Annotated in this window: 28 protein-coding genes; 15 read left to right on the top strand and 13 right to left on the bottom strand. The window is 72.1% G+C overall.

What is annotated here, in order from left to right:
- Positions 1–56 precede the first annotated feature (56 nt).
- Both ACIRQF_RS20045 and ACIRQF_RS20050 read right to left on the bottom strand, forming a co-directional pair.
- The gene (locus tag ACIRQF_RS20045; RefSeq protein WP_404093728.1) at positions 57–554 is read right to left on the bottom strand and encodes a hypothetical protein; all 498 of its coding nucleotides are present in this window, start codon (positions 552–554) and stop codon (positions 57–59) included.
- Positions 555–630: 76 nt separating this feature from the next.
- On the bottom strand, positions 631–2208 hold the full coding sequence (locus ACIRQF_RS20050) for a glycoside hydrolase family 20 protein (protein WP_389753196.1): 1578 nt from the start codon (positions 2206–2208) through the stop codon (positions 631–633).
- 330 nt (positions 2209–2538) lie between these two features.
- On the opposite strand from ACIRQF_RS20050, the gene ACIRQF_RS20055 reads away from it, so the two are divergent.
- The 6 genes from ACIRQF_RS20055 (at position 2539) to ACIRQF_RS20080 (ending at position 7235) form a co-directional block, all read left to right on the top strand.
- Entirely contained in the window at positions 2539–2988 is a 450-nt protein-coding gene (locus tag ACIRQF_RS20055) for a 2-oxo-4-hydroxy-4-carboxy-5-ureidoimidazoline decarboxylase (RefSeq protein ID WP_404093731.1), read from the top strand.
- 192 nt (positions 2989–3180) lie between these two features.
- On the top strand, positions 3181–3561 hold the full coding sequence (gene sdhC / locus ACIRQF_RS20060; RefSeq protein WP_123954581.1) for a succinate dehydrogenase, cytochrome b556 subunit: 381 nt from the start codon (positions 3181–3183) through the stop codon (positions 3559–3561).
- An 8-nt stretch (positions 3562–3569) separates the two neighbouring features.
- The gene (locus ACIRQF_RS20065; protein WP_046908506.1) at positions 3570–4043 is read left to right on the top strand and encodes a succinate dehydrogenase hydrophobic membrane anchor subunit; all 474 of its coding nucleotides are present in this window, start codon (positions 3570–3572) and stop codon (positions 4041–4043) included.
- 24 nt (positions 4044–4067) lie between these two features.
- The gene (sdhA, locus tag ACIRQF_RS20070; RefSeq protein WP_376635625.1) at positions 4068–5822 is read left to right on the top strand and encodes a succinate dehydrogenase flavoprotein subunit; all 1755 of its coding nucleotides are present in this window, start codon (positions 4068–4070) and stop codon (positions 5820–5822) included.
- The gene (locus ACIRQF_RS20075) at positions 5822–6580 is read left to right on the top strand and encodes a succinate dehydrogenase iron-sulfur subunit (RefSeq protein ID WP_376635623.1); all 759 of its coding nucleotides are present in this window, start codon (positions 5822–5824) and stop codon (positions 6578–6580) included. The genes sdhA and ACIRQF_RS20075 overlap by 1 nt, the downstream gene beginning before the upstream one ends.
- Positions 6581–6671: 91 nt before the next feature.
- Positions 6672–7235: a hypothetical protein gene (locus tag ACIRQF_RS20080; RefSeq protein ID WP_404093735.1), complete on the top strand. Its 564-nt coding sequence runs from the start codon at positions 6672–6674 to the stop codon at positions 7233–7235.
- Between the two features lie 163 nt (positions 7236–7398).
- On the opposite strand, the gene ACIRQF_RS20085 is transcribed toward ACIRQF_RS20080, so the two are convergent.
- Positions 7399–7938: a MarR family winged helix-turn-helix transcriptional regulator gene (locus ACIRQF_RS20085; RefSeq protein ID WP_382483548.1), complete on the bottom strand. Its 540-nt coding sequence runs from the start codon at positions 7936–7938 to the stop codon at positions 7399–7401.
- A 93-nt stretch (positions 7939–8031) separates the two neighbouring features.
- Here ACIRQF_RS20085 and ACIRQF_RS20090 point away from each other — a divergent pair, with 93 nt between their 5' ends.
- Positions 8032–9243 (top strand): MFS transporter, encoded by a 1212-nt coding sequence (locus ACIRQF_RS20090; RefSeq protein ID WP_404093738.1) that lies wholly within the window; start codon positions 8032–8034, stop codon positions 9241–9243.
- On the opposite strand, the gene ACIRQF_RS20095 is transcribed toward ACIRQF_RS20090, so the two are convergent.
- Positions 9230–9991: an alpha/beta fold hydrolase gene (locus ACIRQF_RS20095; RefSeq protein ID WP_404093741.1), complete on the bottom strand. Its 762-nt coding sequence runs from the start codon at positions 9989–9991 to the stop codon at positions 9230–9232. The genes ACIRQF_RS20090 and ACIRQF_RS20095 overlap by 14 nt on opposite strands.
- A gap of 136 nt (positions 9992–10127) precedes the next feature.
- On the opposite strand from ACIRQF_RS20095, the gene ACIRQF_RS20100 reads away from it, so the two are divergent.
- Genes ACIRQF_RS20100 through ACIRQF_RS20110 form a run of 3 tightly spaced genes read left to right on the top strand, consistent with a single transcriptional unit; the run spans position 10128 to position 11807 of the window.
- A complete protein-coding gene (locus ACIRQF_RS20100) occupies positions 10128–10583 on the top strand; it encodes a hypothetical protein (protein ID WP_404093744.1) in 456 nt (151 codons plus the stop codon).
- Between the two features lie 4 nt (positions 10584–10587).
- Positions 10588–11016: a thiol-disulfide oxidoreductase DCC family protein gene (locus tag ACIRQF_RS20105; protein WP_404093746.1), complete on the top strand. Its 429-nt coding sequence runs from the start codon at positions 10588–10590 to the stop codon at positions 11014–11016.
- Between the two features lie 23 nt (positions 11017–11039).
- Positions 11040–11807, top strand: a complete 768-nt coding sequence (locus tag ACIRQF_RS20110) for a TetR family transcriptional regulator (RefSeq protein ID WP_376635610.1) — start codon at positions 11040–11042, stop codon at positions 11805–11807.
- Positions 11808–11917: 110 nt separating this feature from the next.
- On the opposite strand, the gene ACIRQF_RS20115 is transcribed toward ACIRQF_RS20110, so the two are convergent.
- From ACIRQF_RS20115 to ACIRQF_RS20125, 3 genes are all read right to left on the bottom strand, one after another.
- Positions 11918–13477 carry an ABC transporter substrate-binding protein gene (locus ACIRQF_RS20115; RefSeq protein ID WP_404093749.1) on the bottom strand — a complete coding sequence of 520 codons (1560 nt, stop codon included), beginning with the start codon at positions 13475–13477 and terminating at the stop codon, positions 11918–11920.
- 271 nt (positions 13478–13748) lie between these two features.
- The gene (locus tag ACIRQF_RS20120; protein ID WP_404093752.1) at positions 13749–15161 is read right to left on the bottom strand and encodes a metallophosphoesterase; all 1413 of its coding nucleotides are present in this window, start codon (positions 15159–15161) and stop codon (positions 13749–13751) included.
- Positions 15162–15174: 13 nt separating this feature from the next.
- Positions 15175–15420, bottom strand: a complete 246-nt coding sequence (locus ACIRQF_RS20125; RefSeq protein WP_382483556.1) for an SCO4848 family membrane protein — start codon at positions 15418–15420, stop codon at positions 15175–15177.
- A 124-nt stretch (positions 15421–15544) separates the two neighbouring features.
- Here ACIRQF_RS20125 and ACIRQF_RS20130 point away from each other — a divergent pair, with 124 nt between their 5' ends.
- Positions 15545–16999: a D-alanyl-D-alanine carboxypeptidase family protein gene (locus ACIRQF_RS20130; RefSeq protein WP_404094524.1), complete on the top strand. Its 1455-nt coding sequence runs from the start codon at positions 15545–15547 to the stop codon at positions 16997–16999.
- Here ACIRQF_RS20130 and ACIRQF_RS20135 read toward each other — a convergent pair.
- The 4 genes from ACIRQF_RS20135 to ACIRQF_RS20150 all read right to left on the bottom strand — a co-directional run bounded on the left by ACIRQF_RS20135 (position 16896) and on the right by ACIRQF_RS20150 (position 19939).
- Positions 16896–17843, bottom strand: coding sequence for a YihY/virulence factor BrkB family protein (locus ACIRQF_RS20135; protein WP_404093755.1), 948 nt, complete (start codon positions 17841–17843; stop codon positions 16896–16898). The genes ACIRQF_RS20130 and ACIRQF_RS20135 overlap by 104 nt on opposite strands.
- The gene (locus ACIRQF_RS20140) at positions 17831–18244 is read right to left on the bottom strand and encodes a GtrA family protein (protein WP_404094526.1); all 414 of its coding nucleotides are present in this window, start codon (positions 18242–18244) and stop codon (positions 17831–17833) included. Before ACIRQF_RS20140 ends, ACIRQF_RS20135 begins: the two co-directional genes overlap by 13 nt.
- Positions 18245–18447: 203 nt before the next feature.
- Complete coding sequence (locus ACIRQF_RS20145) at positions 18448–19416, bottom strand: decaprenyl-phosphate phosphoribosyltransferase (RefSeq protein WP_376635601.1); 969 nt, start codon at positions 19414–19416, stop codon at positions 18448–18450.
- The gene (locus ACIRQF_RS20150; RefSeq protein WP_404094529.1) at positions 19409–19939 is read right to left on the bottom strand and encodes a phosphatase PAP2 family protein; all 531 of its coding nucleotides are present in this window, start codon (positions 19937–19939) and stop codon (positions 19409–19411) included. The genes ACIRQF_RS20145 and ACIRQF_RS20150 overlap by 8 nt, the downstream gene beginning before the upstream one ends.
- Before the next feature lie 165 nt (positions 19940–20104).
- On the opposite strand from ACIRQF_RS20150, the gene ACIRQF_RS20155 reads away from it, so the two are divergent.
- Positions 20105–21784 carry an FAD-binding protein gene (locus ACIRQF_RS20155; RefSeq protein WP_404093758.1) on the top strand — a complete coding sequence of 560 codons (1680 nt, stop codon included), beginning with the start codon at positions 20105–20107 and terminating at the stop codon, positions 21782–21784.
- Positions 21785–21917: 133 nt separating this feature from the next.
- The gene (locus ACIRQF_RS20160; RefSeq protein WP_382483595.1) at positions 21918–22673 is read left to right on the top strand and encodes a decaprenylphospho-beta-D-erythro-pentofuranosid-2-ulose 2-reductase; all 756 of its coding nucleotides are present in this window, start codon (positions 21918–21920) and stop codon (positions 22671–22673) included.
- A 74-nt stretch (positions 22674–22747) separates the two neighbouring features.
- On the opposite strand, the gene ACIRQF_RS20165 is transcribed toward ACIRQF_RS20160, so the two are convergent.
- Both ACIRQF_RS20165 and trpS read right to left on the bottom strand, forming a co-directional pair.
- A complete protein-coding gene (locus ACIRQF_RS20165; protein WP_404093760.1) occupies positions 22748–23344 on the bottom strand; it encodes a 2'-5' RNA ligase family protein in 597 nt (198 codons plus the stop codon).
- 103 nt (positions 23345–23447) lie between these two features.
- Positions 23448–24461: a tryptophan--tRNA ligase gene (gene trpS, locus ACIRQF_RS20170; RefSeq protein WP_376635595.1), complete on the bottom strand. Its 1014-nt coding sequence runs from the start codon at positions 24459–24461 to the stop codon at positions 23448–23450.
- Between the two features lie 56 nt (positions 24462–24517).
- Here trpS and ACIRQF_RS20175 point away from each other — a divergent pair, with 56 nt between their 5' ends.
- Entirely contained in the window at positions 24518–25102 is a 585-nt protein-coding gene (locus ACIRQF_RS20175) for an RNA polymerase sigma factor (protein ID WP_404093763.1), read from the top strand.
- Positions 25095–25874, top strand: coding sequence for a hypothetical protein (locus tag ACIRQF_RS20180; protein WP_404093766.1), 780 nt, complete (start codon positions 25095–25097; stop codon positions 25872–25874). Before ACIRQF_RS20175 ends, ACIRQF_RS20180 begins: the two co-directional genes overlap by 8 nt.
- The last annotated feature ends 30 nt before the right edge of the window (positions 25875–25904 follow it).

Genomic DNA, 25904 nt, shown 5'->3' on the forward strand with positions numbered 1-25904 from the left:
CTCGCCAACGCTGCGGACGCCGTACTTCCCCTACTGCGCCGCTAGACGCTTTTTCGTCACTGCGCGGCCGGAATCATGCCAGTGCCGCTCCGGCCCTGCATAGGGGTCAGTCGACGTACGTAGAGGATCCCGAGAAGGGCGACGGCGGCGTTCAGGGCGTCCGCCACGCCCAGCCAGGTCGAGCCCGTGACGAACGCGGGCACGGTCGTGGCGGAGGCGTAGCGCCAGGTCCCGACGGCCAGCGCGAGCGCGGCGAGCGCGAGGGCCGCCCACCAGACGAGGCCGGTCCGGCCAGCCCGCACGTTCCGGTCCCGGCCGCGGAACCAGAGCACGAAGAGCACCGCGGTCGCCGGCAGCACCACGCACTGGGCGGTCCCGGCCATCGCCAGGTCCAGGTCGCCGAAGCCCGCCGGGTCGGAGTGGTCCGCGAGCGGCCCGAGGAACAGGGCGCGGACGTCGAAGGCCGCCCAAGCGGCCAGGACGTCGGCGGCCGCGGCGGCGAGGAGCAGGGGGGCGACGGCGTACGACCGGCCGTGCGGGTTCGTTCGGTGCATGACCGGAACGTACGGGCGGCCAGGCACCCGCCACCACGGCGAAAACACTCAGGCGCGCCTGAGTATCCCGGCCGGGTCAGCGCACCCGTCCCGCCAGGTCCCGGAAGGCCGTCCAGGTCAGCGCCGGCTTCCGCGCGTCCCACAGCTTCTGGGCCGTCGCCGTCAGGGGCATGCGGATGCCGTCCGCCACCTGGGCCTGGGTCTGCGCGTTCGGGAAGTCGCACCAGACCGCGAAGCTCCCGCCGAGGATCTGGGAGTCGTAACGTGCGGGGACGGGGGTGCTGCCGCGCACGACGAGCGGGGTCCACTCCTCGTAGATCCGGCGCCCGGTCGGGTAGGTGAAGTGGTTCGGCTGCCCGAGGACGTAGTAGAGGTACTTGTCGTTGTAGTTGAGCAGCTTCCGCCCCGCGCTCAGGTACGAGACGGGCTGGCGGGCGCCGATCTCCTTGCCGGTCCAGTACGCGACCTGGAGGTCCTTGGCCGCGCTCACCACCCCGCCGGTGAAGAAGCCGTCGTTCCAGGCGCGCAGCGCCTTGCCGCTCGGCCTGACGACCGCGGCACGGTCGTCGAGCCAGCCGGTCGCGAGGTCCTGGACGCGGCCGGAGGACCCGTACTTCGCGGTCGCGGCCCGGGCCAGCTGCGGATAGGTCGCCTCGGGGTTCTTCGACATCAGGGCCACGTACTCGTCGCCGCCCAGGTGCCAGTAGGCGCCGGGGAACAGTCCCTGGTACTCGCGGAGCAGATCGTCGACGATCTTCGCCGAGGCGGGCTTGGAGATGTCGACCGCGCCGCGCGGGGTGCGGCCGGTCGCGCTGACGAGCTGCAGCTCGGGGTGGGCGGCGATGACCGCGCCCAGGTGTCCGGGCGAGTCGATCTCGGGCACCACCGTGATGTGCAGGCTCGCGGCGAGGTCCACGATCCGCTTCACCTCGGCCTTGCTGAGGTGCTTCGCGGAGACCACCTCGGGGTGGCTGTCCGAGGCGATGCGGAAGCCCTGGTCGTCCGAGAAGTGCAGCTGGAGCTCGTTGAGCTTGAGGTCGGCCATCTCGCGCACCCGGGCCTCGATCCACCCGGCGGTGAAGTACTTGCGGGCGATGTCGACGAACAGTCCCCGCTCGGGCTTCGCGGGCGCGTCGGTGACCACGCCCTCGGGCATCGCGCCGGTGGACCTGACGGACTGCTTGAGCGTGCGGGTGCCGTAGAAGACGCCGGCCTGGTCGGGTCCGGTGATCCGGACGCCGCCGTCACGGACGGCCAGGGTGTACGACTCGCGGGCGCCCTGCCCGCCGAGGGCCAGGGAGACGTCGCCGGGGCGGGCCGCGGCGGTGCCGCGGTACGGGACGCGCAGCTCGCCCGCGATCAGCCGGGCCTCGTCGGCGAGGGCGGCCTCGTCCTTCGCCGCCACCACGACGCCGGCGCCCGGGCCGGGCTTCCAGCCGGGGCCGCGGGCCGCCTCGTGGGCGCGCACGGCCGGGATCACCCGGGGCGCGGTGGAGAGGGGGTAGGTCCTCGTGGGCGTCGGGCTCGGCGGCGGGGCGGCCTGCGTGGGCGCCGCGGCCGAGGCGGTGGAGCCCGTGCCGGAAGCGGCGGGCGTCGCCGGGGAGGATCCGTTCGAACAGGCCGCCACGGTGACCAGTGCCACCGCTGCCGCCATCAGTGCAGGGCCCCTACGGGGCCCTCGTATGGAGTACCGCATCACTGGGAATCCTCCCTCACCGCGCGAATCACGGCATCCCGGGGCTTTCCGGCTCCGCCGTCCACCCCGTCGACGAAACCCACTCGTCCAGGTGAAATTCGCGCATCCGTCGGACGCTTCCCCCTTCCCGCCGATAGCGTGGAGTCACATCCACCCCATCGGTTTCCCCTCCTCGCCAGCGCTCCGGAGTCCCCGCTGACCAGCGACATCCACGCCGCCTCCTGTCGGACCCCGACCTCCCCCGCCTTACCTGCCCAGCAGGGCACCGTACGGCACCTCACGGGCCTCGTGCGTTTCAACGCGGCCACCTCCGAGCTCGCCGAGGGCCTGCTGCTCGACTGCTGCGGCAGCCGACTCTGGGCGGAACGGGTCGCGGCCCACCGGCCGTATCCGACCCTCGACGCACTGCTCGCCGCGGCCGACGAGGCGGGCTACGACCTGCCGCGGCGCGATCTCGACGAAGCGCTGTCCCACGAGACCGCGGCCCTGCCCCACCCGGACGCGCCGCCGGCCGCCCGGACCGCGCTGCGCGCCGCCCTCGCCGCGTACGAGAGCAGCTTCGGGCACGCCTTCGTGATCAGCCTGGACGGCGTGCCGGCCGGCGAGCGGCTCGACCGGGTCCTCGCGGGCATCCGGTCACGTCTCGGCAACGAAAGGGAGGAGGAACGGGTCGTGGCGGCCGAGGAACTCCGCCGACTCGCCCGTACGAGGCTCACCCGTTCGATCACCGGACGGTGAGTTCACCCCTTATGCGGCGATTCGGGTTCGAACGATAGCCCGTCCGTGCCTGTTTGATCACACCGATGGACCCCGCGCGAGCGAACCGACGAGTCGTCGCTACGATGACCGGGGCCGGTGGACCGTACCCGGCCGGGTCTGACCGACAGAGAAGCCGGCCGGCCCTGATCCCCGCTCCCGGAGGGTTTTTCCGTGCCGGCTGGAACGCTGTACCGCGGCCGGGAAGGAATGTGGTCCTGGGTGGCTCACCGAGTCACCGGCGTCCTCATCTTCTTCTTCCTGTTCGTACACGTGCTGGACACCGCTCTCGTCCGCGTCTCCCCCGAGGCGTACGACGATGTCGTGGCGACCTACAAGACGCCGATCGTCGCACTCCTCGAGTACGGCCTCGTCGCCGCCATCCTCTTCCACGCGCTGAACGGTCTCCGTGTCATCGCCGTGGACTTCTGGTCCAAGGGCCCGCGCTACCAGAAGCAGATGCTCTGGACCGTCGTGGGCATCTGGGTCGTGCTGATGGCGGGCTCGCTGTACCCCGTCCTCGGCCACGCCGCACGTGAACTGTTCGGGAGCTGACGCCAGACATGTCCGCTGACACCACTTCCGCCATCGGTCCCGTCGAAGGCGCTGCCTACGGCGTGGACAACCCGGCCCCGTACATCGAGGCCCCCCGTAAGCGCACCGGGAAGACCCCGCGCGCGACCCGCGGCAACTTCGAGATGGCCGCGTGGCTCTTCATGCGCCTCTCGGGCGTGGTCCTCGTCGTCCTGGTCCTCGGCCACCTGCTGATCCAGCTCTTCCTGGACGGCGGCGTCTCCAAGATCGGCTTCGCCTTCGTGGCCGGCCGCTGGGCGTCCCCGTTCTGGCAGGTCTGGGACCTGCTGATGCTGTGGCTCGCGATGCTGCACGGCGCCAACGGCCTCCGCACGGTCATCAACGACTACGCGGAGCGGGCCAACACGCGCCTGTGGCTCAAGGGCCTGCTGTACACCGCCACGGTGTTCACCATCCTTCTGGGCACGCTGGTGATCTTCACCTTCGACCCGAACATCCGCTAGGCACGGGGCTGAGGTAACCACGTCATGAAGTTCCACAAGTACGACACCGTCATCGTCGGCGCCGGCGGCGCCGGCATGCGCGCCGCCATCGAGGCGACGAAGCGCAGCCGCACCGCCGTGCTGACGAAGCTCTACCCCACCCGCTCCCACACGGGCGCCGCGCAGGGCGGCATGGCCGCCGCGCTGGCGAACGTGGAGGAGGACAACTGGGAGTGGCACACCTTCGACACGGTCAAGGGCGGTGACTACCTGGTCGACCAGGACGCCGCCGAGATCCTGGCGAAGGAGGCCATCGACGCCGTCCTCGACCTGGAGAAGATGGGCCTGCCGTTCAACCGCACCCCGAACGGCACCATCGACCAGCGCCGCTTCGGCGGTCACTCCCGCAACCACGGCGAGGCCCCGGTCCGCCGGTCCTGCTACGCCGCGGACCGCACCGGCCACATGATCCTCCAGACGCTGTACCAGAACTGCGTCAAGGAGGGTGTGGAGTTCTTCAACGAGTTCTACGTCCTGGACCAGCTGATCACCGAGGTCGACGGCGTCAAGAAGTCCGCCGGCGTGGTCGCGTACGAGCTGGCCACCGGTGAGATCCACATCTTCCAGGCCAAGGCCGTGATCTACGCCTCCGGCGGCACGGGCAAGTTCTTCAAGGTGACCTCCAACGCGCACACGCTGACGGGTGACGGCCAGGCGGCCTGCTACCGCCGCGGTCTGCCGCTGGAGGACATGGAGTTCTTCCAGTTCCACCCGACGGGCATCTGGCGCATGGGCATCCTGCTGACGGAGGGCGCCCGCGGTGAGGGCGGCATCCTCCGCAACAAGGACGGCGAGCGCTTCATGGAGAAGTACGCGCCGGTCATGAAGGACCTCGCGTCCCGTGACGTCGTCTCCCGCTCCATCTACACGGAGATCCGCGAGGGCCGCGGCTGCGGTCCCGAGGGCGACCACGTCTACCTCGACCTGACGCACCTTCCGCCGGAGCAGCTCGACGCCAAGCTCCCGGACATCACCGAGTTCGCCCGTACGTACCTCGGCATCGAGCCGTACACGGACCCGATCCCGATCCAGCCCACCGCGCACTACGCCATGGGCGGCATCCCGACCAACGTCGAGGGTGAGGTCCTGGCGGACAACACCACCGTCGTCCCGGGTCTGTACGCGGCCGGCGAGGTCGCCTGCGTGTCGGTGCACGGCGCCAACCGCCTCGGCACCAACTCGCTGCTCGACATCAACGTCTTCGGCAAGCGCTCCGGCATCGCCGCGGCCGAGTACTCCGCCAAGCACGACTTCGTCGAGCTGCCGGAGGCCCCGGAGGCCCTCGTCGTCGCGCAGATCGACAAGCTGCGCAACTCCACGGGCAGCGAGCGGGTGGCCGACATCCGCCGTGAGCTCCAGGAGACGATGGACGCCAACGTGATGGTGTTCCGCACCGAGCAGACGATCAAGACGGCCGTCGAGAAGATCGCCGAGCTGCGCGAGCGCTACGAGAACGTGTCCATCCAGGACAAGGGCAAGCGCTTCAACACGGACCTCCTCGAGGCCATCGAGCTGGGCAACCTGCTCGAACTGGCCGAGGTCATGGCCGTCTCGGCCCTGGCGCGCAAGGAGTCCCGCGGCGGTCACTACCGCGAGGACTACCCCAACCGCGACGACGTCAACTTCATGCGCCACACCATGGCGTACCGCGAGGTCGGCGAGGACGGCTCCGAGACCGTCCGTCTCGACTACAAGCCGGTCGTCCAGACCCGCTACCAGCCGATGGAGCGTAAGTACTGATGGCTACCCCCGTACTGGACAAGGTCGAGGCGGAGTCCGCCGCCTCCCCGTACATCACGGTCACCGTCCGGATCCGCCGCTACAACCCCGAGATCTCGGACGCGGCGGTCTGGGAGGACTTCCAGATCGAGATCGACCCGAAGGAGCGTGTGCTCGACGCCCTTCACAAGATCAAGTGGGACCTGGACGGCACGCTGACCTTCCGCCGCTCGTGCGCCCACGGCATCTGCGGCTCGGACGCGATGCGGATCAACGGCAAGAACAGGCTCGCCTGCAAGACGCTGATCAAGGACATCAACCCCGAGAAGCCGATCACCGTCGAGGCCATCAAGGGCCTCACGGTGATGAAGGACCTCGTGGTCGACATGGAGCCCTTCTTCCAGGCGTACCGGGACGTCATGCCGTTCCTGGTCACCAAGGGCAACGAGCCGACCCGCGAGCGCCTGCAGTCCGCCGAGGACCGCGAGCGCTTCGACGACACCACCAAGTGCATCCTGTGCGCCGCGTGCACGTCGTCCTGCCCGGTCTTCTGGAACGACGGCCAGTACTTCGGTCCGGCCGCGATCGTCAACGCGCACCGCTTCATCTTCGACTCGCGTGACGAGGCGGGCGAGCAGCGCCTGGAGATCCTGAACGACAAGGACGGCGTGTGGCGTTGCCGCACGACGTTCAACTGCACGGACGCCTGCCCGCGTGGCATCGAGGTCACGAAGGCGATCCAGGAAGTGAAGCGCGCGCTGATCACGCGTCGCTTCTGACGCCTGGTCACTGCGGTCGAGCCCGCTTCTGTACGCTGCGTCGTGCAGAGGCGGGCTTTTCGCATGCGTACGCAGTGGAGGACGGGGACTGATGAGCGAGCCGAACCCTTACAAGCCCGAGAACTCGGGTTCCTACGAGTGGGGGCCGGGACAGCAGGCGGGCGCGCCGGGATACGGCTATCCGCAGACGGGCGCGCCGGGGTACGGCTACCCGCAGACGCCGCCGCCCTACCAGCCGACCCTGCCGGGCGGGGTGCCGGCGCCGCCGCAGTACGGGCCGGGCGCGTCCGGCATGCCGGCGGGCGGCGCGGGGGCACCGCTGCTGAGCCTCGGGGACATCACCGTGGTCGGCGACCAGATCATCACGCCGGCCGGGGCGCTGCCGCTGAAGGGCGCGGTGTGGAACGCGATGGACATGTCGCGCACCGAGGAGAAGATCCCGACGGTCGCGATCGTGCTCGCCATCATCTTTTTCCTGCTGTGCCTGCTGGGTCTGCTGTTCCTGCTGATGAAGGAGAAGCAGACCACCGGCTTCATCCAGGTCACGGTGACCAGCGGCGGCCGCCACCACGCGACGATGATCCCGGCGACCGGCCCGGACACCATCCACTGGGTGATGGGACAGCTGAACTACGCGCGCTCGCTGAGCGTCTGAGGGCGTCTCGGGGCTCGCCTCGGGGTCGCCCCCCGGGGGCCGGCCAGGGCCGCCCCCGATCGGATCGCCGAGGCCGCCTCCAAGGGAGCCGGGCCGCGGGGGCCGGTACGAGGCTGACCCGCACGCCCGGCCAGGTGGCCCGGCACGGTCCGGAAGGCAGCGCCTAACCGTGCCAGGACTGGTCGGAGGCGTCCTGCTCGGCGACGACCATGATGCGGCGGAGCATGTCGTTGAGGCTTGCGCGCTCCTCGGGCAGCAGGACGTCGAGGAGGCGTTCCTCCTCGTGGCCGAGGACGTCCATGGCGCCGAGCCAGGTCTCGCGGCCGCTGCCCGTGAGTTCGACGATCACGCGGCGGCGGTCGGTCGTGGACTGCGTACGGCGCACGAACCCGCGCTTCTCCAGGGCGTCGAGCCGGCCGGTGACGGAGGCGGGCGCGAGATCGAGGTCCTGGGCGAGCTCGGATGGGGCGGCGCTGCCGCCGCGGCCGGCGAGTTTGTGGAGCGTGTCGAACTCGTGGCGTTCCAGGTCGAAGTCGACGAGGGACTGCTCGCGCACCCGGCGCAGGTGGACGGAGAGCTTCTTCATCCGGGTGACGGCGCCCTCGACGACCGGGTCCAGACCGGGCAGGACGGGCTGCCAGCGGGCCACGTGCTCGTCGGTCCAGTCGCGCGGGGTCGCGCGCGGTTCCTCGGGGGATGCCATGCAGTGATCGTACGTCGCTGGAAGGGACGCCACCCGAGGGCACCAAAAGTATTTCGTTGACGAATTATTCGGCACCGAAACACCCTGCGGCACATGGCTGCCCTCCTCACGCCCGTGCCCCATCCGCTGCGTACCCGCTCCTTCCGGCTGCTCTTCGCCGGCCGCGCGCTCTCCCTCCTCGGCGACGCCGTCATCCCCGCCGCCCTCGCCCTCGCGGTCCTGAAGGCGACCGGTTCCACCTCGGCGCTCGCGCTCGTGCTCGCCTGCTCGATGGTCCCGAAGCTGCTCCTGCTGCCGCTGGGCGGCGTCGTCGGCGACCGCTTCGACGCCCGCACGGTGGCGCTGGCGATGGACCTCGTCCGGTGCGTCACCCAACTCGTGGTCGGAATACAGCTGTTGGGCGGCACACCGTCGCTCGCGGTCATCGCGGGCGTCGAGGTGCTCGGCGGTGCGGCGGGCGCCTTCGCCACGCCCACCTCCGCGCCGCTGGTCAAGGGCACGGTCCCGGCGGAGGCGCTGCACCGGGCCAACGCGGCGATGGCGGTGGCCTACAGCGTGAGCCGGGTCGGCGGCCCGGCCCTCGCCGGGACACTGATCCTCACGGTGGGGCCCGGCTGGGCCTTCGTCCTGGACGCGGCGAGCTTCGGCGTCAGCGCCGCCCTGCTGTGCGCCGTACGGGTGGCGCGGGTGAAGGTGCCGCGGCGCCCGCTCCTGGCCGACCTCAAGGAGGGCTGGCGGGAGGTCCGCACCCTCGACTGGTACTGGACCAGCCTGATCGGGCACAGCGCCTGGAACGGGGCCGCGGCGGTCCTGATGACGCTCGGCCCCGCGATCGCGCTGCAGCGGCTGGGCGGCGATCTCGCCTGGGCGGTCTTCCTCCAGGTGGGGGCGGTCGGGCTGCTGCTCGGCTCACTGGCCGCCGACCGGGTCCGCCCCGGGCGCCCGATCCTCGCCGCGAACCTCGGCCTCGCCACGTACGCGCTGCCGCTGCTGCTCCTGGCGGCCGGCGCGCCCGCGCCGCTGACGATCGCGGCGTACGGGCTCGCGCAGGCGGGTCTGGGCTTCCTCACCCCGGTCTGGGAGACCGCGGTGCAGCGGGCCGTACCGGAGCACGCGCTGGCGCGCGTGACCTCGTACGACTGGCTGCTCTCCTTCGCCGCGATGCCCCTGGGCTACGCCCTGGCCCCGCTGGCCGCCGCCACCTGGGGGCCCGAACTGCCCCTGGTGGTCGCGGCGGTGGCGGTGGCGGGCTGCTGCCTGGGGACGGCGCTCGTCCCGGGGGTGCGGGGGTTCAGGGCCGGCTGAGGAAGTCCCCGATCAGGCGGGTGGTCTCCTCGGGGCGCTCCAGCGCGGGAAGGTGCCCGGCCCAGTCCAGCTCGACGTGACGGACGTCGGGCAGGAGACCGGCGAGCCGGGTCGCGACGGCACGGAAGTCGGCGACGTCATGGGCTCCGGTGACGGCCAGGACCGGGACACCGATCGTGGCGAGGTCGGCGTCGGTGACGTCCGCGGGCTGCGGCCCGAACTCCTCGGGGGCGGCGAGCTGGAGCTCGAAGGCGCGGGCCTGCATCAGCCGGACCAGTTCGCGCGCCTCGGCTCCCGCGTCCGGACCGAGCCAGAAGTCCACGTTCAGGTCGACGGCCCCCGGCAGGTCGTCGGCCTCCAGCAGGGCGTCCTCGCGCCCGAAGAAGGCACGCAGTTCCGGGCTCGCCTCCTGGCCCGGGGCGGCCGCGCAGAGCAGCGCGAGGGAGGAGGCGCGGCCCGGGTGGCGCGCGGCGAACTCCAGCGCGACCTTGCCCCCGAACGAGGAGGCGACGACGGCGGCCCGCTCGACGCCGAGCCGGTCGAGCAGGGCGGCCACGTCGTCGGCGTGGACGTGCGGGCGGTCGACGGGACTGTCGCCGAAGCCCCGGAGGTCGCAGCGGACCACGCGGTGCCCGGCCGCGGCGAGGGCCTCGAACTGCGCGTCCCACATGCGCCGGTCACAGACGCCGGAGTGGAGCAGCAGAACGGTGGAGGGGCCGTCGCCGGCCACATCGTGAGCAAGTGTCATGCGGCCGACCCTAGATCTCCGGGCCACGCCTCACCAGCGGTTTCCCGACCCTCGCCCACCCGTACTTGAACATGTTCAAGGGGAGGTCTACATTCATGGACGTCAGCTTTGAACGCGTTCAAGGGAGCGTGAGGGCATGGACCTCACTGTCGTCGCGTACGTCGTCTACCTGCTCGTCAGCGTCGGACTCACCATCTGGGTCGCCCGTACCCTCAGCCGCAACGGCAGGGTCTTCCTCGCCGACGTCCTGCACGGGAACGAGAAGCTCGCGGACGCCGTCAACCACCTGCTCGTCGTCGGCTTCTACCTCGTCAACTTCGGCTTCGTCGCCCTCTACCTGAGCCAGGACGACGCCGTCCGCGACGCCCGCCGGCTCTTCGAGGCCCTGTCGGTGAAGCTCGGCGTCGTCCTGCTCGTGCTCGGCGTGCTGCACCTCGCCAACGTCTACGTCCTCAACAAGATCCGCCGCCGGGGCGTCATGGAGCGCGGCCACGTCCCGCCGGTGCCCCCGCAGGGCTGGACCGGCCCCGCCAGGGGCAGCGGCGGCCCCCAGGGCCCCAACCCCTGGGCGACCCCCGCCGCCGGCGCCTGAACCCATGGCACGGCACCCGATGCCCCACGCGCCCGTGCGGCGCCTGACCGTCCTCTACGACGCGGACTGCCCGCTCTGCGTCCACCTGCGGCACTGGCTGCTCCGCCAGCCCCAGCTCGTCCCCCTGGACCTCGTCCCGGCCGGCTCCCGGGAGGCGCGCAGGCGCTTCCCGGCCCTCGACCACGACGCCACCCTGCGGGAGATCACGGCCGTCGGGGACGCCGGCCAGGTCTACCGCTCCACCGCCGCCTGGATCGTCTGCCTCTGGGCCCTGGCCGAACACCGCCCCAAGGCCCACTGGCTGGCCACCCCGGCCGGGCAGCCGTTCGCCCGCGCGACGATGCTCGCCGCCGCCCGGTGGCGCGAGGCCCTGAAGCCGGACCGCACCGCCTGCGCGGACGGGCAGTGCGAGGCACCCGGTTCGTCCGGCTAGGCTCAGGGCCTGTGGAGGTCGCGATGGAAGAGAAGCAGGACCCGGACGCCGGCGGGCAGCCGACGGACAAGCCCGCCAAGGCGCCGAAGAGCGAGCAGACCCGCGCGCTCATCCTGGAGACCGCGCTCCGCCTGTTCAAGGAGCGCGGCTACGACAAGACGACCATGCGGGCCATCGCGCAGGAGGCCGGCGTCTCCGTCGGCAACGCGTACTACTACTTCTCCTCCAAGGAGCACCTCGTCCAGGGCTTCTACGACCGGATCGCCGAGGAGCACCAGCGGGCCGTCGCACCCATCCTGGAGAGCGGCGAGAAGGACCTGACAGCCCGGATCCGCGGGGTGCTCCTCGCCTGGCTCGACATCGCCGAGCCGTACCACGAGTTCGCCTCGCAGTTCTTCAAGAACGCCGCCGACCCCGACAGCCCGCTCAGCCCCTTCTCCCCCGAGTCGGAGGGCCCGCGGGAGGCGGCGATCGAGGTGCACCGCCGCGTCATTCGCGGGGCCTCGGTGAAGGTCGACCCGGAACTGGCCGAGCCGCTGCCGCGGTTGCTCTGGCTGCAGCAGATGGGACTGGTCCTGTTCTGGGTGTACGACCGGTCGGAGGGGGCCGCCAACAGCCGGCGCCTGGTGGAGCGGCTCTCCCCGGTCACCGCCCGGGCGATCTCGCTCTCCCGCTTCCGGATCCTGCGCCCGCTGGTCACGGACGTCCACGACGTCCTGTCCGACTTCATGCCGACGGCGGCCGGGATGGCGGCGTCGGGCAAGCCCAAGCGGGCCACCCGCAAGTCCTGACGGCGGGTCACCCCGCGCCCCCGCAACGAAAGGGGCCCCGGACCACGGCGGGTGGTCCGGGGCCCCTTCCGGTCCTGGGGCGCGTTCGGGCGCCGGGCCGGAGACGCGGCCTAGATCCAGCTCAGCTCCCAGAGGCGCCAGATGCCGGTGCCGTCCGACAGGTACTGCGAGCCGGCGACCTCTTCGGTCGACAGCACGTAGTCCTTCTTCTGCCACAGCGGCACCAGCGGCACCTCCTTGGCGACCTCTTCCTGGATGGCCTTGAAGTCCTCGGTCGCCCGCGCGCGGTCGCTGTACTGCTGCGTGGAGGCGATCAGCGAGTCGATCGCCGCGCTGGAGAACTTGTTGTGCAGGGTGTTGTCGGTGCCGACGAGCGGGGCGGTGAAGCTGTCGGAGTCCGGGAAGTCGGGGAGCCAGCCGACCGTGTACGCGTCGAACTTGCCCTGCGCGTACTCCTTCTGGAACTCGGTCCACGCCACCGGGACGACCTTGACCTCGAAGAGGCCGGTCTCCTCCAGCTGCTTCTTCAGCTCGGCGGCCTCGGCCGCGTAGGTGGCGTCCTTGCGGTGGCCGAGGGTGAACTTCACCGGGGTGTCGACGCCCGCCGACCTGAGGAGCTTCTTGGCCCTGGAGGTACTGGGCTCCGGGTAGGCGTCGTAGAAGGCGGTGCTGTGCCCGACGAAGCCCTGCGGGATGAGGGAGTACAGCGGCTCGACCGTGCTCCGGTACGGGCCGGTGGTGATGGCCGGGCGGTCGACGACCGCGGCGACGGCCTGCCGGACCGCCTTCTCCGCCATGACCGAGTCGGGGCGCACGTTGAAGTTGAGGTTGCGGATCTCGGCGCTCGCGGCCTCGGTGATCTTCGTGTCAGTCGGCGCCGACTCGTTCAGCTTGTCGAGGAAGGCCGGCGGCATCTGCCGGTGCGTCACGTCGACCTGCTTGGCCCGCCAGGCCTCGGCGAGCTGCTCGGACTCCTTGAAGTACTTCACGATCACCGGGCGGCCGGACTTGGCGATGGCACCCCGGTAGTTGGGGTTGGGCTCCAGGCGGGCGCTGACGCCCGGCCGGTACTCCCTGAGGACGTACGGGCCTGAGCCGTCGACCACGTTGTCCCTGCGCAGCCCCTTGGCCGAGTACGCGGTGTGGTCGACGATCGAGCCGGCACCCGTCGCGAGTTTCAGCGGGAAGGTGGCGTCCCGGCCGCTGAGTTGGAAGGTGACCTTCTGACCGTTGGCCACGACCTTCTGCAGGGTCGGGAAGAGCGGCGCCGGACCGACGTCCGTCTTGATCGACATCATCCGCTCGAAGGAGAACCGGACGTCGTCAGCGGTGATCTTGTGCCCGTTGGAGAAGGTGAGGTCGTCGCGGAGCGTGCACGCGTACGTCGTCAGCTTCGAGCCGACGAAGCGGCAGTTCTTCGCGGCGTCGGGGACCGGGGTGGTGAAGCCCGGCTTGAAGGTCAGCAGCGACTGGAAGACGTTGCTGTACATCGCCCAGGAACCGGCGTCGTAGGCGCCGGCCGGGTCGAGCGAGGTCACCTCGTCGGTCGTGCCGACGGTGATCGGATCGGAACGCACGTCATCGGAGGGCAGCAGTTGCCAGCCTCCGATCCCCGCGACCACCAATACCCCACAAGTGATCAAAATGCGCAGACGGACCGCAGACCGCATGAGACGTGCTTCCTTTTCGTTCCCACCCCTGTCGCGGCGGAAAACGGCCGGCCGCGATGGCGCCAGCCAATCACACGGTCTTCACTAGTGGAAGGGTAAACCTTCACACTGCATGCATATGTCCAGGGATCAGGGAATTCAGCGGACTCAGCGGGACTCAGCAGTACGTATCCGGCACGGCGCACACCGCGCCCCACCCTGTGACACGCCTGTGAGATGCCTGTGAGACACCTGTGAGCGCCGCGCGACCGGCCGGTTTTCTCCCGCTTCGTCACGCCTGCTTCGAGGCCAGCTCCACGACGGTGATGTCGGAGGGCGCGCCGACCCGCACGGGGGGTCCCCAGGCACCCGCCCCGCGCGAGACGTACAGCTGGGTGTCGCCGTAGCGCTCCAGGCCCGCGACCGTCGGATTCGCCAGTTCGGCCAGGTAGTTCCCGGGCCAGAGCTGGCCGCCGTGGGTGTGGCCGGACAGCTGGAGGTCGACCCCGTGGCGTACGGCGTCGTCGATGACGATCGGCTGGTGAGCGAGCAGGACGGCCGTACGGGCCGGGTCCCGGTCCCCGAGCGCCTTCGCGAAGTCCGGGCCCTGCCCCTCGCTCTCACCGGCGACGTCGTCCACGCCGGCGAGGTCGAACCCTGCGCCGATCTCGACGCGGGCGTTGCGCAGCGGGTGCATTCCGAGCTCGCGGACGTGGTCCACCCAGGCGTCGGCGCCGGAGAAGTACTCGTGGTTGCCCGTCACGAAGAACGCGCCGTCGCGGGCCCTCAGCCGGGCGAGCGGCTCGGCGGCGGGGCCGAGGTTCTCGACGGTGCCGTCGACCAGGTCGCCGACGACGGCGACGAGATCGGGCTGCGTGGCGTTGATCGTGTCGACGATCCGCTGGGTGTGGGCGCGGCCCAGGATGGGCCCGAGGTGGATGTCCGACACCACGGCGATCCGGTAACCGTGCGCCGCGCGCGGCAGCTTGGCCAGCGGTACGGTCACCCGCTTCACCCGCGGTCCGCGCAGCACCCCGTACGTCCCGTACCCCACGGTCCCGACGGCGACGGCGGCCGCGGTGCCGGAGACGAGCCGGTTGACGAAGAGCCGGCGCGAAAGCTCGGGCGCGGCCTCGCCGGACCCGGCGACCGGCTCCACGGGAACGTCACCGGCCCGCTCGGCGGGCACCTCGACAGCTGCCTCCGCGGACGTCACGACGGATGCCTCGGCGGATGCCTCAGCAGGCTTCTGGGCCGGCGTCTCAGCAGGCGTCTCGGCCGGCGCCTCGGCAGGCGTCTGGGCAGGCGCCTCGGCAGGTGCCCCCGCCGGAGCGGACCCCGCCGCGGCGGGCACGGCCTCCGGCGCCGACGCCCTGCGACCGACCGCCCGGCGGGCGAGCCACCGCCGCAGCAGCGGCCGCAGCGGCTCGGTCACCACCAGGGCGAGCGTCAGGTACAGCAGCAGCGCCAGCCAGAGGAAGCCCGGCCAGGCGACGACCTGCTGGAGGACGAAGGGGGCGCCGGCGCGCCCCGAGACGAGCGCGGCCAGCGACAGCAGCGGCAGCAGGAACGCCACCGCCGTGCCGAGCCGGCGGGCGACCCCGCCGGGCTCCGTGAGATCGCGCACGAGGCGCCGCCACACGTACCGGTGGACCAGGACCAGGAGGGCGAGGACCACCACCAGGACCAGCAGGAAGACGACCACGCCCGAGAAACCCCTATCCGCGCTCGCGCCGAAGAGCGCGCACGCCACGCAACCCGATCACCCCGACGACCGTCCCCAGAACAAAGGACGTGACGGCCAGCAGCAGGTGCACCCAGAAGTAGGCCGTCGGATCGCCCGCGTCGTCGAAGGCGAGACCGCTCGCGTCGTGCCAGAGATTCTTGACGAAAGTGACCCAAATGACCCAGCTCCACACTCCGAACGCGAGCAGGAACCAGGAGACGGGACGGCTGAGCTTCATGGTCCCAGTATCACCGGCCGCCCCACGGGCCCTGCGGACGGGTGGACGACCGGGGACGAACCGCCCCGCGGGGTTCGGAACCTGCTTCCGGGCATGTACGTTCTCGATCGTGTCTGCTTCGAAGATGACCGCGAAGGTCGCCCTTTCGGCGACCGCCGCCGCCACCCTGCTCCCCTTCCTCGCCGCCGCCCCCGCGCACGCGGACGACAAGGACCAGCAGCCCAAGCCGCCGGCCCTCATGTCCAGCGTCGGCGGGACGCGCCTGGCCCAGCCCGGCACCCAGGTGCAGCTCGGCCCCGGCGCCCCGGTGCTGCCCAAGGAGCTCAGCGCGCGCTCGTGGATCGTGGCGGACGCGGAGAGCGGCCAGGTCCTCGCCGCGCACAACGCGCACTGGAAGCTCGCGCCCGCCTCCACGCTCAAGATGCTGTTCGCGGACACCCTGCTGCCGAAGTTCCCCAAGACGGAGAACCACACCGTGCTGGCCCAGGACCTGGCGGGCACGGGCGTCGGGTCAAGCCTCGTCGGCATCAAGGAGAAGCAGACCTACAGCGTCCACGACCTGTGGCTCGGCGTCTTCCTGCGCTCCGGCAACGACGCCGTCCACGTCCTGTCGGCCATGAACAACGGCGTCGAGCAGACCGTCGCCGACATGCAGGCCCAGGCCGACGACCTCCAGGCCCTCGACACCCACGTCGTCTCCCCGGACGGCTACGACGCCCCCGGCCAGGTCTCCTCCGCGTACGACCTCACCCTCATCGCCCGCCACGGCATGCAGAACCCGGACTTCCGGGAGTACTCCTCGACCGCCCGCGCGAAGTTCCCCGGCGAGCAGAAGCCCGGCAAGGCGCGCGAGACCTTCGAGATCCAGAACACCAACCGGCTGCTCACCGGCGACATCGGCGTTCCCGCCTACCAGGGCATCGCCGGCGTCAAGAACGGCAACACCACGCACGCCGGCGCGACCTTCACCGGCGTCGCGGAGCGCAACGGACACGTCCTGCTCGTCACCGTGATGAACCCGTCCTCGAAGGAGCAGCACGCCGTCTACAAGGAGACGGCCCGCCTGCTCGACTGGGGCTTCGCGGCCACCGGCAAGGTGACGCCGGTCGGCGAGCTGGTGGCGCCGAAGTCGGTCCGTACGACCCCGGGGACCGGCACCGACACCTCGGACGGCACCGCGCCCGCCCCCGGCAAGAACGCCCCGACGGGTGCCGCGCAAGCGGCCGTCGCGCAGGCGAAGTCCGGCGGGGCCGGGATCGCGCTCGCCGTGGCGGGCGGCGTGCTCGTCCTGCTCGCCGCCGCCGTCTTCCTGGTGAACCGCCGTTGGCCGCTGGCGGCTTCGGCCCGTCGCCAGAAGCCCGAGGGGGCCCCGGAGTCCGACGCGGCCAAGAGCGGGGCCGGAGCCGAGAAGGCCTCTGACTCCGCGGGGGCCACCGAGTCCTCGAAGGCTTCGGCGTCCACGTCGGCTCCTCCTGCTACGGCGTCTTCGGAGGCTTCGGAGGCTTCGGAGGCTTCGGCGTCACCGTCGGCTCCTCCAGCTGCGGCGGCTCCGGCCGACGGGGCTCCGGCGAACCCCTGACCCCCGTCGCCGTCCAGGCCGCGCAGAACAGCAGCAGCTTCGCGGTGAAGTTGATCCACAGGAGCAGGGCGACCGGTACGCCGAACGCCCCGTACATCGACTTCGCCGCGACGCCCTTCATGTAGCCGCCCAGCAGCAGCTTCAGGAGCTCGAAGCCGACCGCGCCCATCAGCGCCGCGATCACCAGGTCGCGGCGCCGCGGCTCGACTCCGGGCAGCAGGGTCAGGACGAAGGACAGGATCAGGAAGTCGGCGGCGACGGCGACCAGGATCGCGGCGGCCTCCAGGAAGAACCCGCCGGCCCCGGAGTGCGAGACGCCGATCCGTTCGGCACTCCAGCCGACGGCGGTCGAGCCGAGCCAGGACGCGGCGAGCGAGCCCAGCATCACGCCGCCGAGACCGAGCAGCACGATCGTGTCCTTGCCCTTGCGCAGCACCGGGTTGCCCTGGTCGACGCCGTCGAGGCCCCACACCGCGCGCAGGCACTCGCGCATCGAGCCGACCCAGCCGATGCCCATGAAGAGCAGCACGGCGCCGGCGACGAGACCGATGGTGCCGGCGTTGTCGACGAGGCCGCCGATGTCGAGCTGGTCGGAGATGCCGGGGACCTGGTCGGCGAGCTTGGTCTCGATCCGGTCGAGCTGTTCGGGGGAGAGCAGCGCGGCGCCGATGGCGGCGGCGACGGTGATCAGCGGGAAGAGCGCGAGGAAGCTCAGGAAGGTGATGGCGGCGGCGAGCCGGGCCCAGTAGACCTCGTCGAGGCGTTCGTACGAGTGCCAGGCATGCGTCTTCATGAGGCGGACGACCCACGGGCCGACGACGGGGAGCTTGGTCAGCCAGTCCATGGCGGGCGCGCCTCTTCCTGGGGGGACGGGGTCCGGAACACCAGGGTCCGGGTACCCCAGAATCGCAGACAGGTAGCCAGGACCATGCCCACGCCGAGTCCTGACACCGTGTCGGCGCTCGCCGAGGTGAGGCCGAGGCCGTGGTGGGAGACGACGAGGCAGAGCAACTGGACCGCGGCGCCCGCCCCGTTCACGGCGAAGAAGGCGGCGTACTCGCGCAGGGTGACGGCCCGGCGGCGGTAGGTGCCGAGCGCGTTGCCGAGGTAGGCGACCGTGCATCCGGCCAGGAAGGACAGCGTCTTGGCGGCGACCGGGCCGACGCCGAGCGGCCCGCGCAGCCACAGGAAGAGGGCGAGGTCGGCGGCGTACGCGGCGAGCCCCGCGGCGACGAAGCCGAGCACCTCGCGGCGCGCTCCGCCGCCGGGCCGTGAACGGCGCGTCCACGCGGTGACCGCGCCGTTCGAGGGCCGTCGACCGCCCGGCCGTGCTTCGGCGCTCACCCGCCGTCGACCGCCCCGCCGTGCCTCGGCGCTCACTGGGCGTCGACCGCCCCGCCGTACCTCGGCGCTCACCCGCCGTCGACCGCCCCGCCGTACCTCCGTACTCACAGCCCCGCGACCGCCATGCCGTACATCGCCGCCCACGCCAGTCCGATGGCGGCGAGCGGCCGGTCCCGCAGCACGACGTCCTCGGGCTCGCCCGCGGTGCCGCGGTCGGCGAAGACGGCGTAGCGCAGCACCGCCAGGACGAAGGCGACGACGGAGAGCTGGCGCCAGGGCAGCAGCGTGCCGGTGGCGACGCCGCCGCTCTCCAGCGCCCACAGGCAGTAGCCGAGGACGGCGACCCCCGCGGCCAACTGCCAGACGAAACGCAGGTATCCGGTCGTGTACTGGGTGAGCAGGGCCCGGGTCGCGCCCTGGGCGGACTCCATCTGCACGGCCTCGGAGTAGCGCTTGGCCGCCACCATGAAGAGCGCGCCGAAGCCGGTGGTGATGAGGAACCAGCGGGAGAGCGGGATGCCGAGCGCGATCCCGCCGATCATCGCCCGCATGAGGAAGCCGGTGGCGACGACGGTGAGGTCGACGACGAGGACGTGCTTGAGGCGGACGCAGTAGGCGAGTTGCATGCCGAGGTACGCGGCGATCAGCAGCGCCGTCATCGCGTTGCAGAGCAGGGCGCTCGCGACCGCGGCCCCGAGCGCGAGCGCGCCGCCGGTGGCGTACGCGAGGGGTACGGGCACGAGGCCGGCGGCGACGGGGCGGCGCCGTTTGACGGGGTGGGCGCGGTCGGCCGCGGCGTCGCGCGCGTCGTTGACCAGGTACACGGCCGAGGCGGCGGCCGTGAACAGGGCGAAGACGAGGAGGAGTCGGGCCGCGTGGGGCCAGGAGCCGAGCTGTCCGGCGGCGACGGGCGCGGCGACGACGAGGGCGTTCTTGACCCACTGGCGGGGCCGGGCGGTCCGTACGAGCCCGCGGACGACCGAGAGGGTGCCGCGCCGGGGACGGCGCAGCGGGGGCGCGGCGGGCGGGTCGAGCAGCGCGGTGACGGTGCGGCCCGTGGCGTGCTCAGTCACGGGGGCCTCCGGTGACCCAGCGGCGTCCGGCCTTCGCCGTGGCCACGCCCAGGAGGGCGCCGGCGGCGACGTCGGTCGGGTAGTGGACGCCGACGACGAGCCGGGAGAGGCACATCGCGGCGGCGGCCGGGACGGCGACGTGCCGGGCGGGCGGGTGCAGGGCGGCGAAGGCGACGGCCGCGGCGGCGGAGGAGGTGGCGTGACAGCTGGGGAAGGAGTGCCGGCCGGCGGTGCGGACCAGGGGCGCGTACTCCCCGGGGTGCGGCCTGGGGCGCCGTACGAGCCGCTTGACGCCCATGCCGGCCAGGTGGGCGGCGCCGACCACGGCGGTGCCGCGCAGCCACCCGGCCCGGCGCGGCGGGTCGAGGGCGGCGGCGGCGAGTCCGGCGGCGAGCCACAGGGCGGCGTGCTCGCCGCCGTGGGAGAGCGCCCGGGCTGCGGCGGCGACGGCGGGGCGCCGCCCGTGGGCGCGCAGCGCGGCGAGGACCCGGTGGTCGGCCGCGGTCCAGTCCCCGTATCGCATGCGTCTCACTCGCCTCCGCGCGTCGCCGTCAACCAGGGGCGACTCTGACGGGCGGAGTCGCCGTAGGGGGCGGCACTCTTTCCTGACACTCGTTTAATCACCCATTTCGACGAACCGCCCGCCAATCCCGGCATAAGCGACAGTCCCGGCGATACCGTCGCTTCCATGGCAGCCGAGACCGACATCGAGACGGGTGTCGCGCCCGCGCACCGCGCGACCGACTCCGCCGAAGGCGACGCATCCACGGGGGTGGGCGCGGACACAGGTGGGGGCTCGGGCATGGGCGTGGGCACGGGCGCGGGCACGGGCTCGGGCACGGGCGCGGGCGCGGGCGACGGGACGGACGGGGGCGCCGGGACGGACATGGGTGTCGGCGCAGACGGGGGCACTAGGGCGGAGGCGGCCGCAGCCTCCGACGCCGCCGGGGAGCCCGCCCGGTACGGGACGAACGAGACGTACGACGCCGACGCGTACGACGACGACGCGTACGAAGACGCCTACGACAGCTTCCACACGCTCACCGGCTGGGGCCGCACCGCGCCCACCCTCGCACGCGTGATCCGCCCCCGTACGTACGAGGAGGCCGCCGCGGCCGTCCTGGCCTGCGGCGCCCGCGGGTCGATCGCCCGCGGCCTCGGCCGCGCCTACGGCGACGCCGCGCAGAACGCCGGCGGGTCCGTGCTCGACATGACGGCGCTGTCCCGGATCCGCGCGATCGACACCGACGCCGGACTCGTCGTCTGCGACGCCGGCGTCAGCCTGCACCACCTGATGGAGGTGCTGCTGCCGCTCGGCTGGTTCGTACCCGTCACCCCCGGCACCCGCTACGTCACCGTCGGCGGGGCCGTCGGCGCCGACATCCACGGAAAGAACCACCACGTCTCCGGCTCCTTCGCCCGGCACGTCGTCGCCCTCGACCTGCTCACCGCCGACGGGCAGGTGCACACGCTCACCCCCGGCACCCCGCTCTTCGACGCCACCACGGGCGGCATGGGTCTGACCGGTGTGATCCTCTCCGTCACCCTCCGGCTGCTGCCCGTCGAGACCTCGCTGATGTACGTCGTCACCGAACGCGCCGCCGACCTCGACGACCTGATGGCCCGGCTCACCGCCACCGACCACCGCCACCGCTACTCCGTCGCCTGGATCGACCTGCTCGCGCGCGGCGCCGCAACCGGCCGTGCCGTCCTCACCCGCGGCGACCACGCCCCGTACGAGGCGCTGCCGCGCCGCGCCCGCCGCGCGCCGCTCGGCTTCCGGCCCGCCCGGCTGCCCGCCGCCCCCGCGTACGTCCCCGAGGGGCTGCTCGGCCGCACGGGCGTCGGGCTGTTCAACGAGCTCTGGTACCGCAAGGCCCCCCGCCGCTCCACCGGCCGGCTCCAGCGGCTCTCCTCGTTCTTCCACCCCCTCGACGGCGTCCCGCACTGGAACCGGGTCTACGGGCGGAGCGGCTTCGTGCAGTACCAGTTCGTCGTCGGCCACGGACAGGAGGAGACGCTGCGCCGGGTCGTACGCCGGATCGCGATCCGCGGCTGTCCGTCCTTCCTCGCCGTGCTGAAGCGCTTCGGCGAGGCCGACCCCGGCTGGCTCTCCTTCCCGGTGCCCGGCTGGACCCTCGCGCTCGACATCCCGGCGTCGCTCAGCGGCCTCGGCGCGTTCCTCGACGAGCTCGACGAGGAGGTCGTCGCCGCGGGCGGCCGGGTCTACCTCGCCAAGGACTCACGGCTGCGGCCCGAGCTGCTGGCCGCGATGTACCCGAGGCTCGCCGACTTCCGCGAGCTGCGCGCGACCCTCGACCCGCGGTCGGTCTTCGTCTCCGACCTGTCACGGCGCCTGGGCCTCTGACCTGGCCCGACCCAGGGCCCCCGCCCCCCTCTCAAACCTCCGGCCCCTCTCAACCCTCCAGCCCCCTTTCCCCCCAGTCCCCCATCCCCCGGTCCCTCCGATCCCCCGGTATCTCTTGAGGAGCGTGAACGCCATGAAGGACGCCTTCGGCGCGCCCCAGTCCCTGCTCGTTCTCGGCGGCACCTCCGAGATCGGCCTCGCCACCGCCCGCCGCCTGATCACCCGCCGCACCCGCACTGTGTGGCTGGCCGGGCGCCCGTCCCCCGCCCTGGCCGCCGCCGCGGACTCGCTGCGAGCGCTCGGTGCCGACGTGCACACCGTCCCGTTCGACGCGCTGGACACCGAGTCCCACGAGGAGCGGCTCGGCAAGCTCTTCACCGAGGGCGACATCGACATGGTGCTGCTCGCCTTCGGCGTCCTCGGCGACCAGGCCCGTGACGAGTCCGAACCGCTGGCGGCCGTCCGGGTCGCCCAGACGAACTACACCGGCGCCGTCTCCGCGGGCCTGGTCTGCGCCCAGGCCCTCCAGGCACAGGGGCACGGCTCGCTCGTGGTGCTCTCGTCGGTGGCCGGCGAGCGGGCCCGCCGGGCCAACTTCATCTACGGCTCGTCGAAGGCCGGCCTCGACGCCTTCGCGCAGGGCCTCGGTGACGCGCTGCACGGCACCGGGGTGCACGTCATGGTGGTCCGGCCCGGTTTCGTGCGCTCGAAGATGACCCTGGGCCGCGAGGAGGCCCCGCTGGCGACCACCCCGGAGGCGGTCGCGACGGCGATCGAGCTGGGGCTGCGGCGCCGCTCGGAGACGGTCTGGGTGCCGGGGGCGCTGCGCGTGGTGATGTCGGCGCTGCGGCACGTGCCGAGAGCGGTGTTCCGTCGCCTGCCGATGTGATCGCGCCCGGGCAGGCGGCCTGACCGGACGTGCTGTCCTCCGGGCGGGCGGGAGGCGGCTAGTGAGTGGTGGGGCTAGTGGGTGGTGGTCGGCTCGTCGACCGGGCTGCCGCCCTGAGCCGGTACGGCGGGGACCGTGGCCGTACGGCCGCTGCCGAACTCGTAGTCGTACAGCTTCCGCCACACCTCGTCGGCGCCCTGCTCGTACAGCGCGAAGGAACTGCAGGTCCACTCGGCCCCGTAGTCGGCCAGCTCCTCGAAGGCGCGGTCCATGGCCGCCTCGGAGATGCCGTGCGCGACGGTGACGTGCGGGTGGTACGGGAACTGGAGCTCGCGCGGGACCGGGCCGGCCGCGTCCCGGATGCGCTGCTGGAGCACGTCGCAGCCCTCGGCGCCCTCGACGAGCTTCACGAAGACGACCGGGGAGAGCGGCCGGAAGGTGCCGGTGCCGTCGAGCCGCATCGTGAAGGGGTCGCTGAGCGCGGCGAGGCCGGCGAGGTGCGCCTCGATCTCGGGCAGGCGCTCCTCGTCGACCTCGGTGGGCGGGAGGAGGGTGACGTGGGTGGGGATGCCGTGCGCGGCGGGGTCCCCGAAGCCCGCGCGCCGCTCCTGGAGCAGGCTGCCGTGAGGCTCCGGGACCGCGATCGAGACGCCGATCGTTACGGTCCCCACGTCGTTCTCCTCCGTCGTCCGTCGAAACGTGTGTGGTGGTACAGCCGCCAGTGTGCGGCCTGCACCGCCCTTTCGGCCAGGGGCCTCGGACCCCGTGCCCGGCTCAGTGCTTGGCGGGCAGGAAACCGATCCGCTCGTAGGTCTGCGCCAGGGTCTCCGCGGCGACCGCGCGGGCCTTCTCCGCGCCCTTGGCCAGGACCGAGTCCAGCGTCTCCGGGTCGTCCAGGTACTCCTGGGTGCGGGTCCGGAAGGGGGTGACGAAGTCCACCATGACCTCGGCCAGGTCGGTCTTCAGGGCGCCGTACATCTTGCCCTCGTAGCTCTTCTCCAGGTCGGCGACCGACGTGTCGGTGAGCACGGACATGATGGTGAGCAGGTTGGAGACGCCGGCCTTGTTCGCCGGGTCGAAGCGGATGACCGTGTCGGTGTCGGTGACCGCGCTCTTGACCTTCTTCGCCGTCGTCTTCGGGTCGTCGAGCAGGTTGATCAGGCCCTTGGGGGTGGACGCCGACTTGCTCATCTTGATCGCCGGGTCCTGCAGGTCGTAGATCTTCGCCGTCTCCTTGAGGATGTACGGCGCCGGGATCGTGAACGTCTCGCCGAAGCGCCCGTTGAAGCGCTCCGCGAGGTCGCGGGTGAGCTCGATGTGCTGGCGCTGGTCCTCGCCGACCGGGACCTGGTGGGCCTGGTAGAGCAGGATGTCGGCGACCTGGAGGATCGGATACGTGAAGAGGCCGACGGTCGCGCGGTCGGCGCCCTGCTTCGCGGACTTGTCCTTGAACTGCGTCATGCGGGAGGCCTCGCCGAAGCCGGTGAGGCAGTTCATGACCCAGCCGAGCTGGGCGTGCTCGGGGACGTGGCTCTGGACGAAGAGGGTGCAGCGCTCGGGGTCGAGGCCCGCGGCGAGCAGCTGGGCGGCGGCGAGCCGGGTGTTGGCGCGCAGCTCGGCCGGGTCCTGCGGGACCGTGATCGCGTGCAGGTCCACGACCATGTAGAAGGCGTCGTGGGATTCCTGGAGAGCCACCCACTGGCGCACGGCGCCGAGGTAGTTGCCGAGGTGGAACGAGCCTGCGGTGGGCTGGATTCCGGAGAGCACACGAGGTCGGTCAGAGGCCATGCTCATCATTCTCTCAGGTGTGGGAACCGATCCCCGACTGCCGGTGTATCAAAGGTGTGAGGACGCGGGAGGGGGGCCTGGTCGAGGACGAGGCCGCGGTGATCGCACGCGTACGCGCCGGGGACCCGGAGGCGTACGCGGAGCTGGTTCGTGCTCATACGGCGGTGGCGCTGCGGGCGGCGGTGGCCTGCGGGGCGGGCGGCGACGCCGAGGACGTGGTCCAGCAGGCCTTCTTCAAGGCGTATCGCTCGCTGGGGCGGTTCAAGGACGGGGGCTCGTTCCGGCCGTGGCTGCTGAGCATCGTGGCCAATGAGACGAGGAACACACTGCGCGCGGCGGGCCGGCAACGGGCCGTGGCGGGGCGGGAGGCGGAGCTGCTCGCGGGCGAGCCGCTGATACCGGAGGGCGCGGACCCGGCGGTGGCGGCGGAGGAGGACGAGCGGCGCAGACGGCTGCGGGCGGCGCTCGACGCGCTGGGCGAGGAACAACGCCAGGTGGTGGTGCACCGCTACCTGCTGGAGCTGGACGAGGCGGAGACGGCCGAGGCGCTCGGCTGGCCGCGCGGGACGGTGAAGTCCCGGCTGAGCCGGGCGCTGAAAAGGCTGGGGACGACGCTGAAGGGAGGTGACGAGCATGGCTGACGGCGGGGAGCTCGGCCTGGAGCGGGAGCTGCGGGAGCTCGGGCGGTCCCTGAGGGTGCCGGAGGTGGACGGGGAGACGATGGCCGAGCGGGTGCTCGCGCAGCTCCTGGCCGAGCGGGTTCCCGCGCCGGCGCCGCCGCCCGACCGGTGGCGGTGGCTGCGGCTCCGCTGGAAGGCACTGGTCGCCTCGCTCTCCGGGCTGCTCATGGTCGTGGTGCTCACTCCCCCGGTGCGGGCGTCGGTCGTGGAGTGGCTGGGCTTCGGCGGGGTCGACGTGCGGTACGAGCCGGGGGCGCCGCTCCCGGCGGGCAGGGCGGCCGTCCCGGGTTGCCCGGATCCGGTGCCGCTCGTGGAGGCGGGCCGCCGGGCCGGCTTCGCGCCGCCGATACCCGGGGTGCTGGGGCCGCCGGACGCGGTGACGGTCACGGGTGCGCAGCCGCGCGGGGTGGTCGGCCTGTGCTGGCGGACGGCGAGCGGGCGGACGGTCCGGCTGGACGTCTTCCCGGCCCGGCTGGACCTCGGCTTCGCCAAGCAGGTGCGGGTCCAGCCGCAGTGGGCATCGCTGCCGGACGGCACGGAGGCGTACTGGTTCGCCCGGCCCCACGCCCTGACCTTTCCGATGACGGACGCCTCGGGGACGGTGTGGACCCACTCGGTACGCCCGGCGGGCCCCACGCTCCTGTGGACGAGGAGCGGGGGCACCCTGACGCTCCGTCTGGAGGGCATACCCGACCGGACGGAGGCGCTGCGGGTCGCCGCGTCCGTCCGGTGAGTCGGGTGGGCCGGGAACCCGGTCCGGAGA

It is taken from the genome of Streptomyces sp. NPDC101191 (assembly GCF_044767915.1).
Classification (GTDB): domain Bacteria; phylum Actinomycetota; class Actinomycetes; order Streptomycetales; family Streptomycetaceae; genus Streptomyces.

Excerpts from the sequence above, each read along its gene's own strand:
- ACIRQF_RS20100 (WP_404093744.1), top strand. The coding sequence starts at position 10,128 with ATGGACCTCACTGTCGTCGCGTACGTCGTCTACCTGCTCGTCAGCGTC.
- ACIRQF_RS20085 (WP_382483548.1), bottom strand. The coding sequence starts at position 7,938 with ATGGCATCCCCCGAGGAACCGCGCGCGACCCCGCGCGACTGGACCGAC.
- ACIRQF_RS20110 (WP_376635610.1), top strand. The coding sequence starts at position 11,040 with ATGGAAGAGAAGCAGGACCCGGACGCCGGCGGGCAGCCGACGGACAAG.
- ACIRQF_RS20050 (WP_389753196.1), bottom strand. The coding sequence starts at position 2,208 with ATGGCGGCAGCGGTGGCACTGGTCACCGTGGCGGCCTGTTCGAACGGA.
- ACIRQF_RS20090 (WP_404093738.1), top strand. The coding sequence starts at position 8,032 with ATGGCTGCCCTCCTCACGCCCGTGCCCCATCCGCTGCGTACCCGCTCC.
- ACIRQF_RS20095 (WP_404093741.1), bottom strand. The coding sequence starts at position 9,991 with ATGACACTTGCTCACGATGTGGCCGGCGACGGCCCCTCCACCGTTCTG.
- ACIRQF_RS20160 (WP_382483595.1), top strand. The coding sequence starts at position 21,918 with ATGAAGGACGCCTTCGGCGCGCCCCAGTCCCTGCTCGTTCTCGGCGGC.
- ACIRQF_RS20065 (WP_046908506.1), top strand. The coding sequence starts at position 3,570 with ATGTCCGCTGACACCACTTCCGCCATCGGTCCCGTCGAAGGCGCTGCC.
- sdhA (WP_376635625.1), top strand. The coding sequence starts at position 4,068 with ATGAAGTTCCACAAGTACGACACCGTCATCGTCGGCGCCGGCGGCGCC.
- ACIRQF_RS20045 (WP_404093728.1), bottom strand. The coding sequence starts at position 554 with ATGCACCGAACGAACCCGCACGGCCGGTCGTACGCCGTCGCCCCCCTG.
- ACIRQF_RS20155 (WP_404093758.1), top strand. The coding sequence starts at position 20,105 with ATGGCAGCCGAGACCGACATCGAGACGGGTGTCGCGCCCGCGCACCGC.
- ACIRQF_RS20180 (WP_404093766.1), top strand. The coding sequence starts at position 25,095 with ATGGCTGACGGCGGGGAGCTCGGCCTGGAGCGGGAGCTGCGGGAGCTC.
- ACIRQF_RS20115 (WP_404093749.1), bottom strand. The coding sequence starts at position 13,477 with ATGCGGTCTGCGGTCCGTCTGCGCATTTTGATCACTTGTGGGGTATTG.
- ACIRQF_RS20075 (WP_376635623.1), top strand. The coding sequence starts at position 5,822 with ATGGCTACCCCCGTACTGGACAAGGTCGAGGCGGAGTCCGCCGCCTCC.
- ACIRQF_RS20105 (WP_404093746.1), top strand. The coding sequence starts at position 10,588 with ATGGCACGGCACCCGATGCCCCACGCGCCCGTGCGGCGCCTGACCGTC.
- ACIRQF_RS20130 (WP_404094524.1), top strand. The coding sequence starts at position 15,545 with ATGACCGCGAAGGTCGCCCTTTCGGCGACCGCCGCCGCCACCCTGCTC.
- ACIRQF_RS20135 (WP_404093755.1), bottom strand. The coding sequence starts at position 17,843 with ATGGACTGGCTGACCAAGCTCCCCGTCGTCGGCCCGTGGGTCGTCCGC.
- trpS (WP_376635595.1), bottom strand. The coding sequence starts at position 24,461 with ATGGCCTCTGACCGACCTCGTGTGCTCTCCGGAATCCAGCCCACCGCA.
- ACIRQF_RS20150 (WP_404094529.1), bottom strand. The coding sequence starts at position 19,939 with ATGCGATACGGGGACTGGACCGCGGCCGACCACCGGGTCCTCGCCGCG.
- ACIRQF_RS20080 (WP_404093735.1), top strand. The coding sequence starts at position 6,672 with ATGAGCGAGCCGAACCCTTACAAGCCCGAGAACTCGGGTTCCTACGAG.
- ACIRQF_RS20125 (WP_382483556.1), bottom strand. The coding sequence starts at position 15,420 with ATGAAGCTCAGCCGTCCCGTCTCCTGGTTCCTGCTCGCGTTCGGAGTG.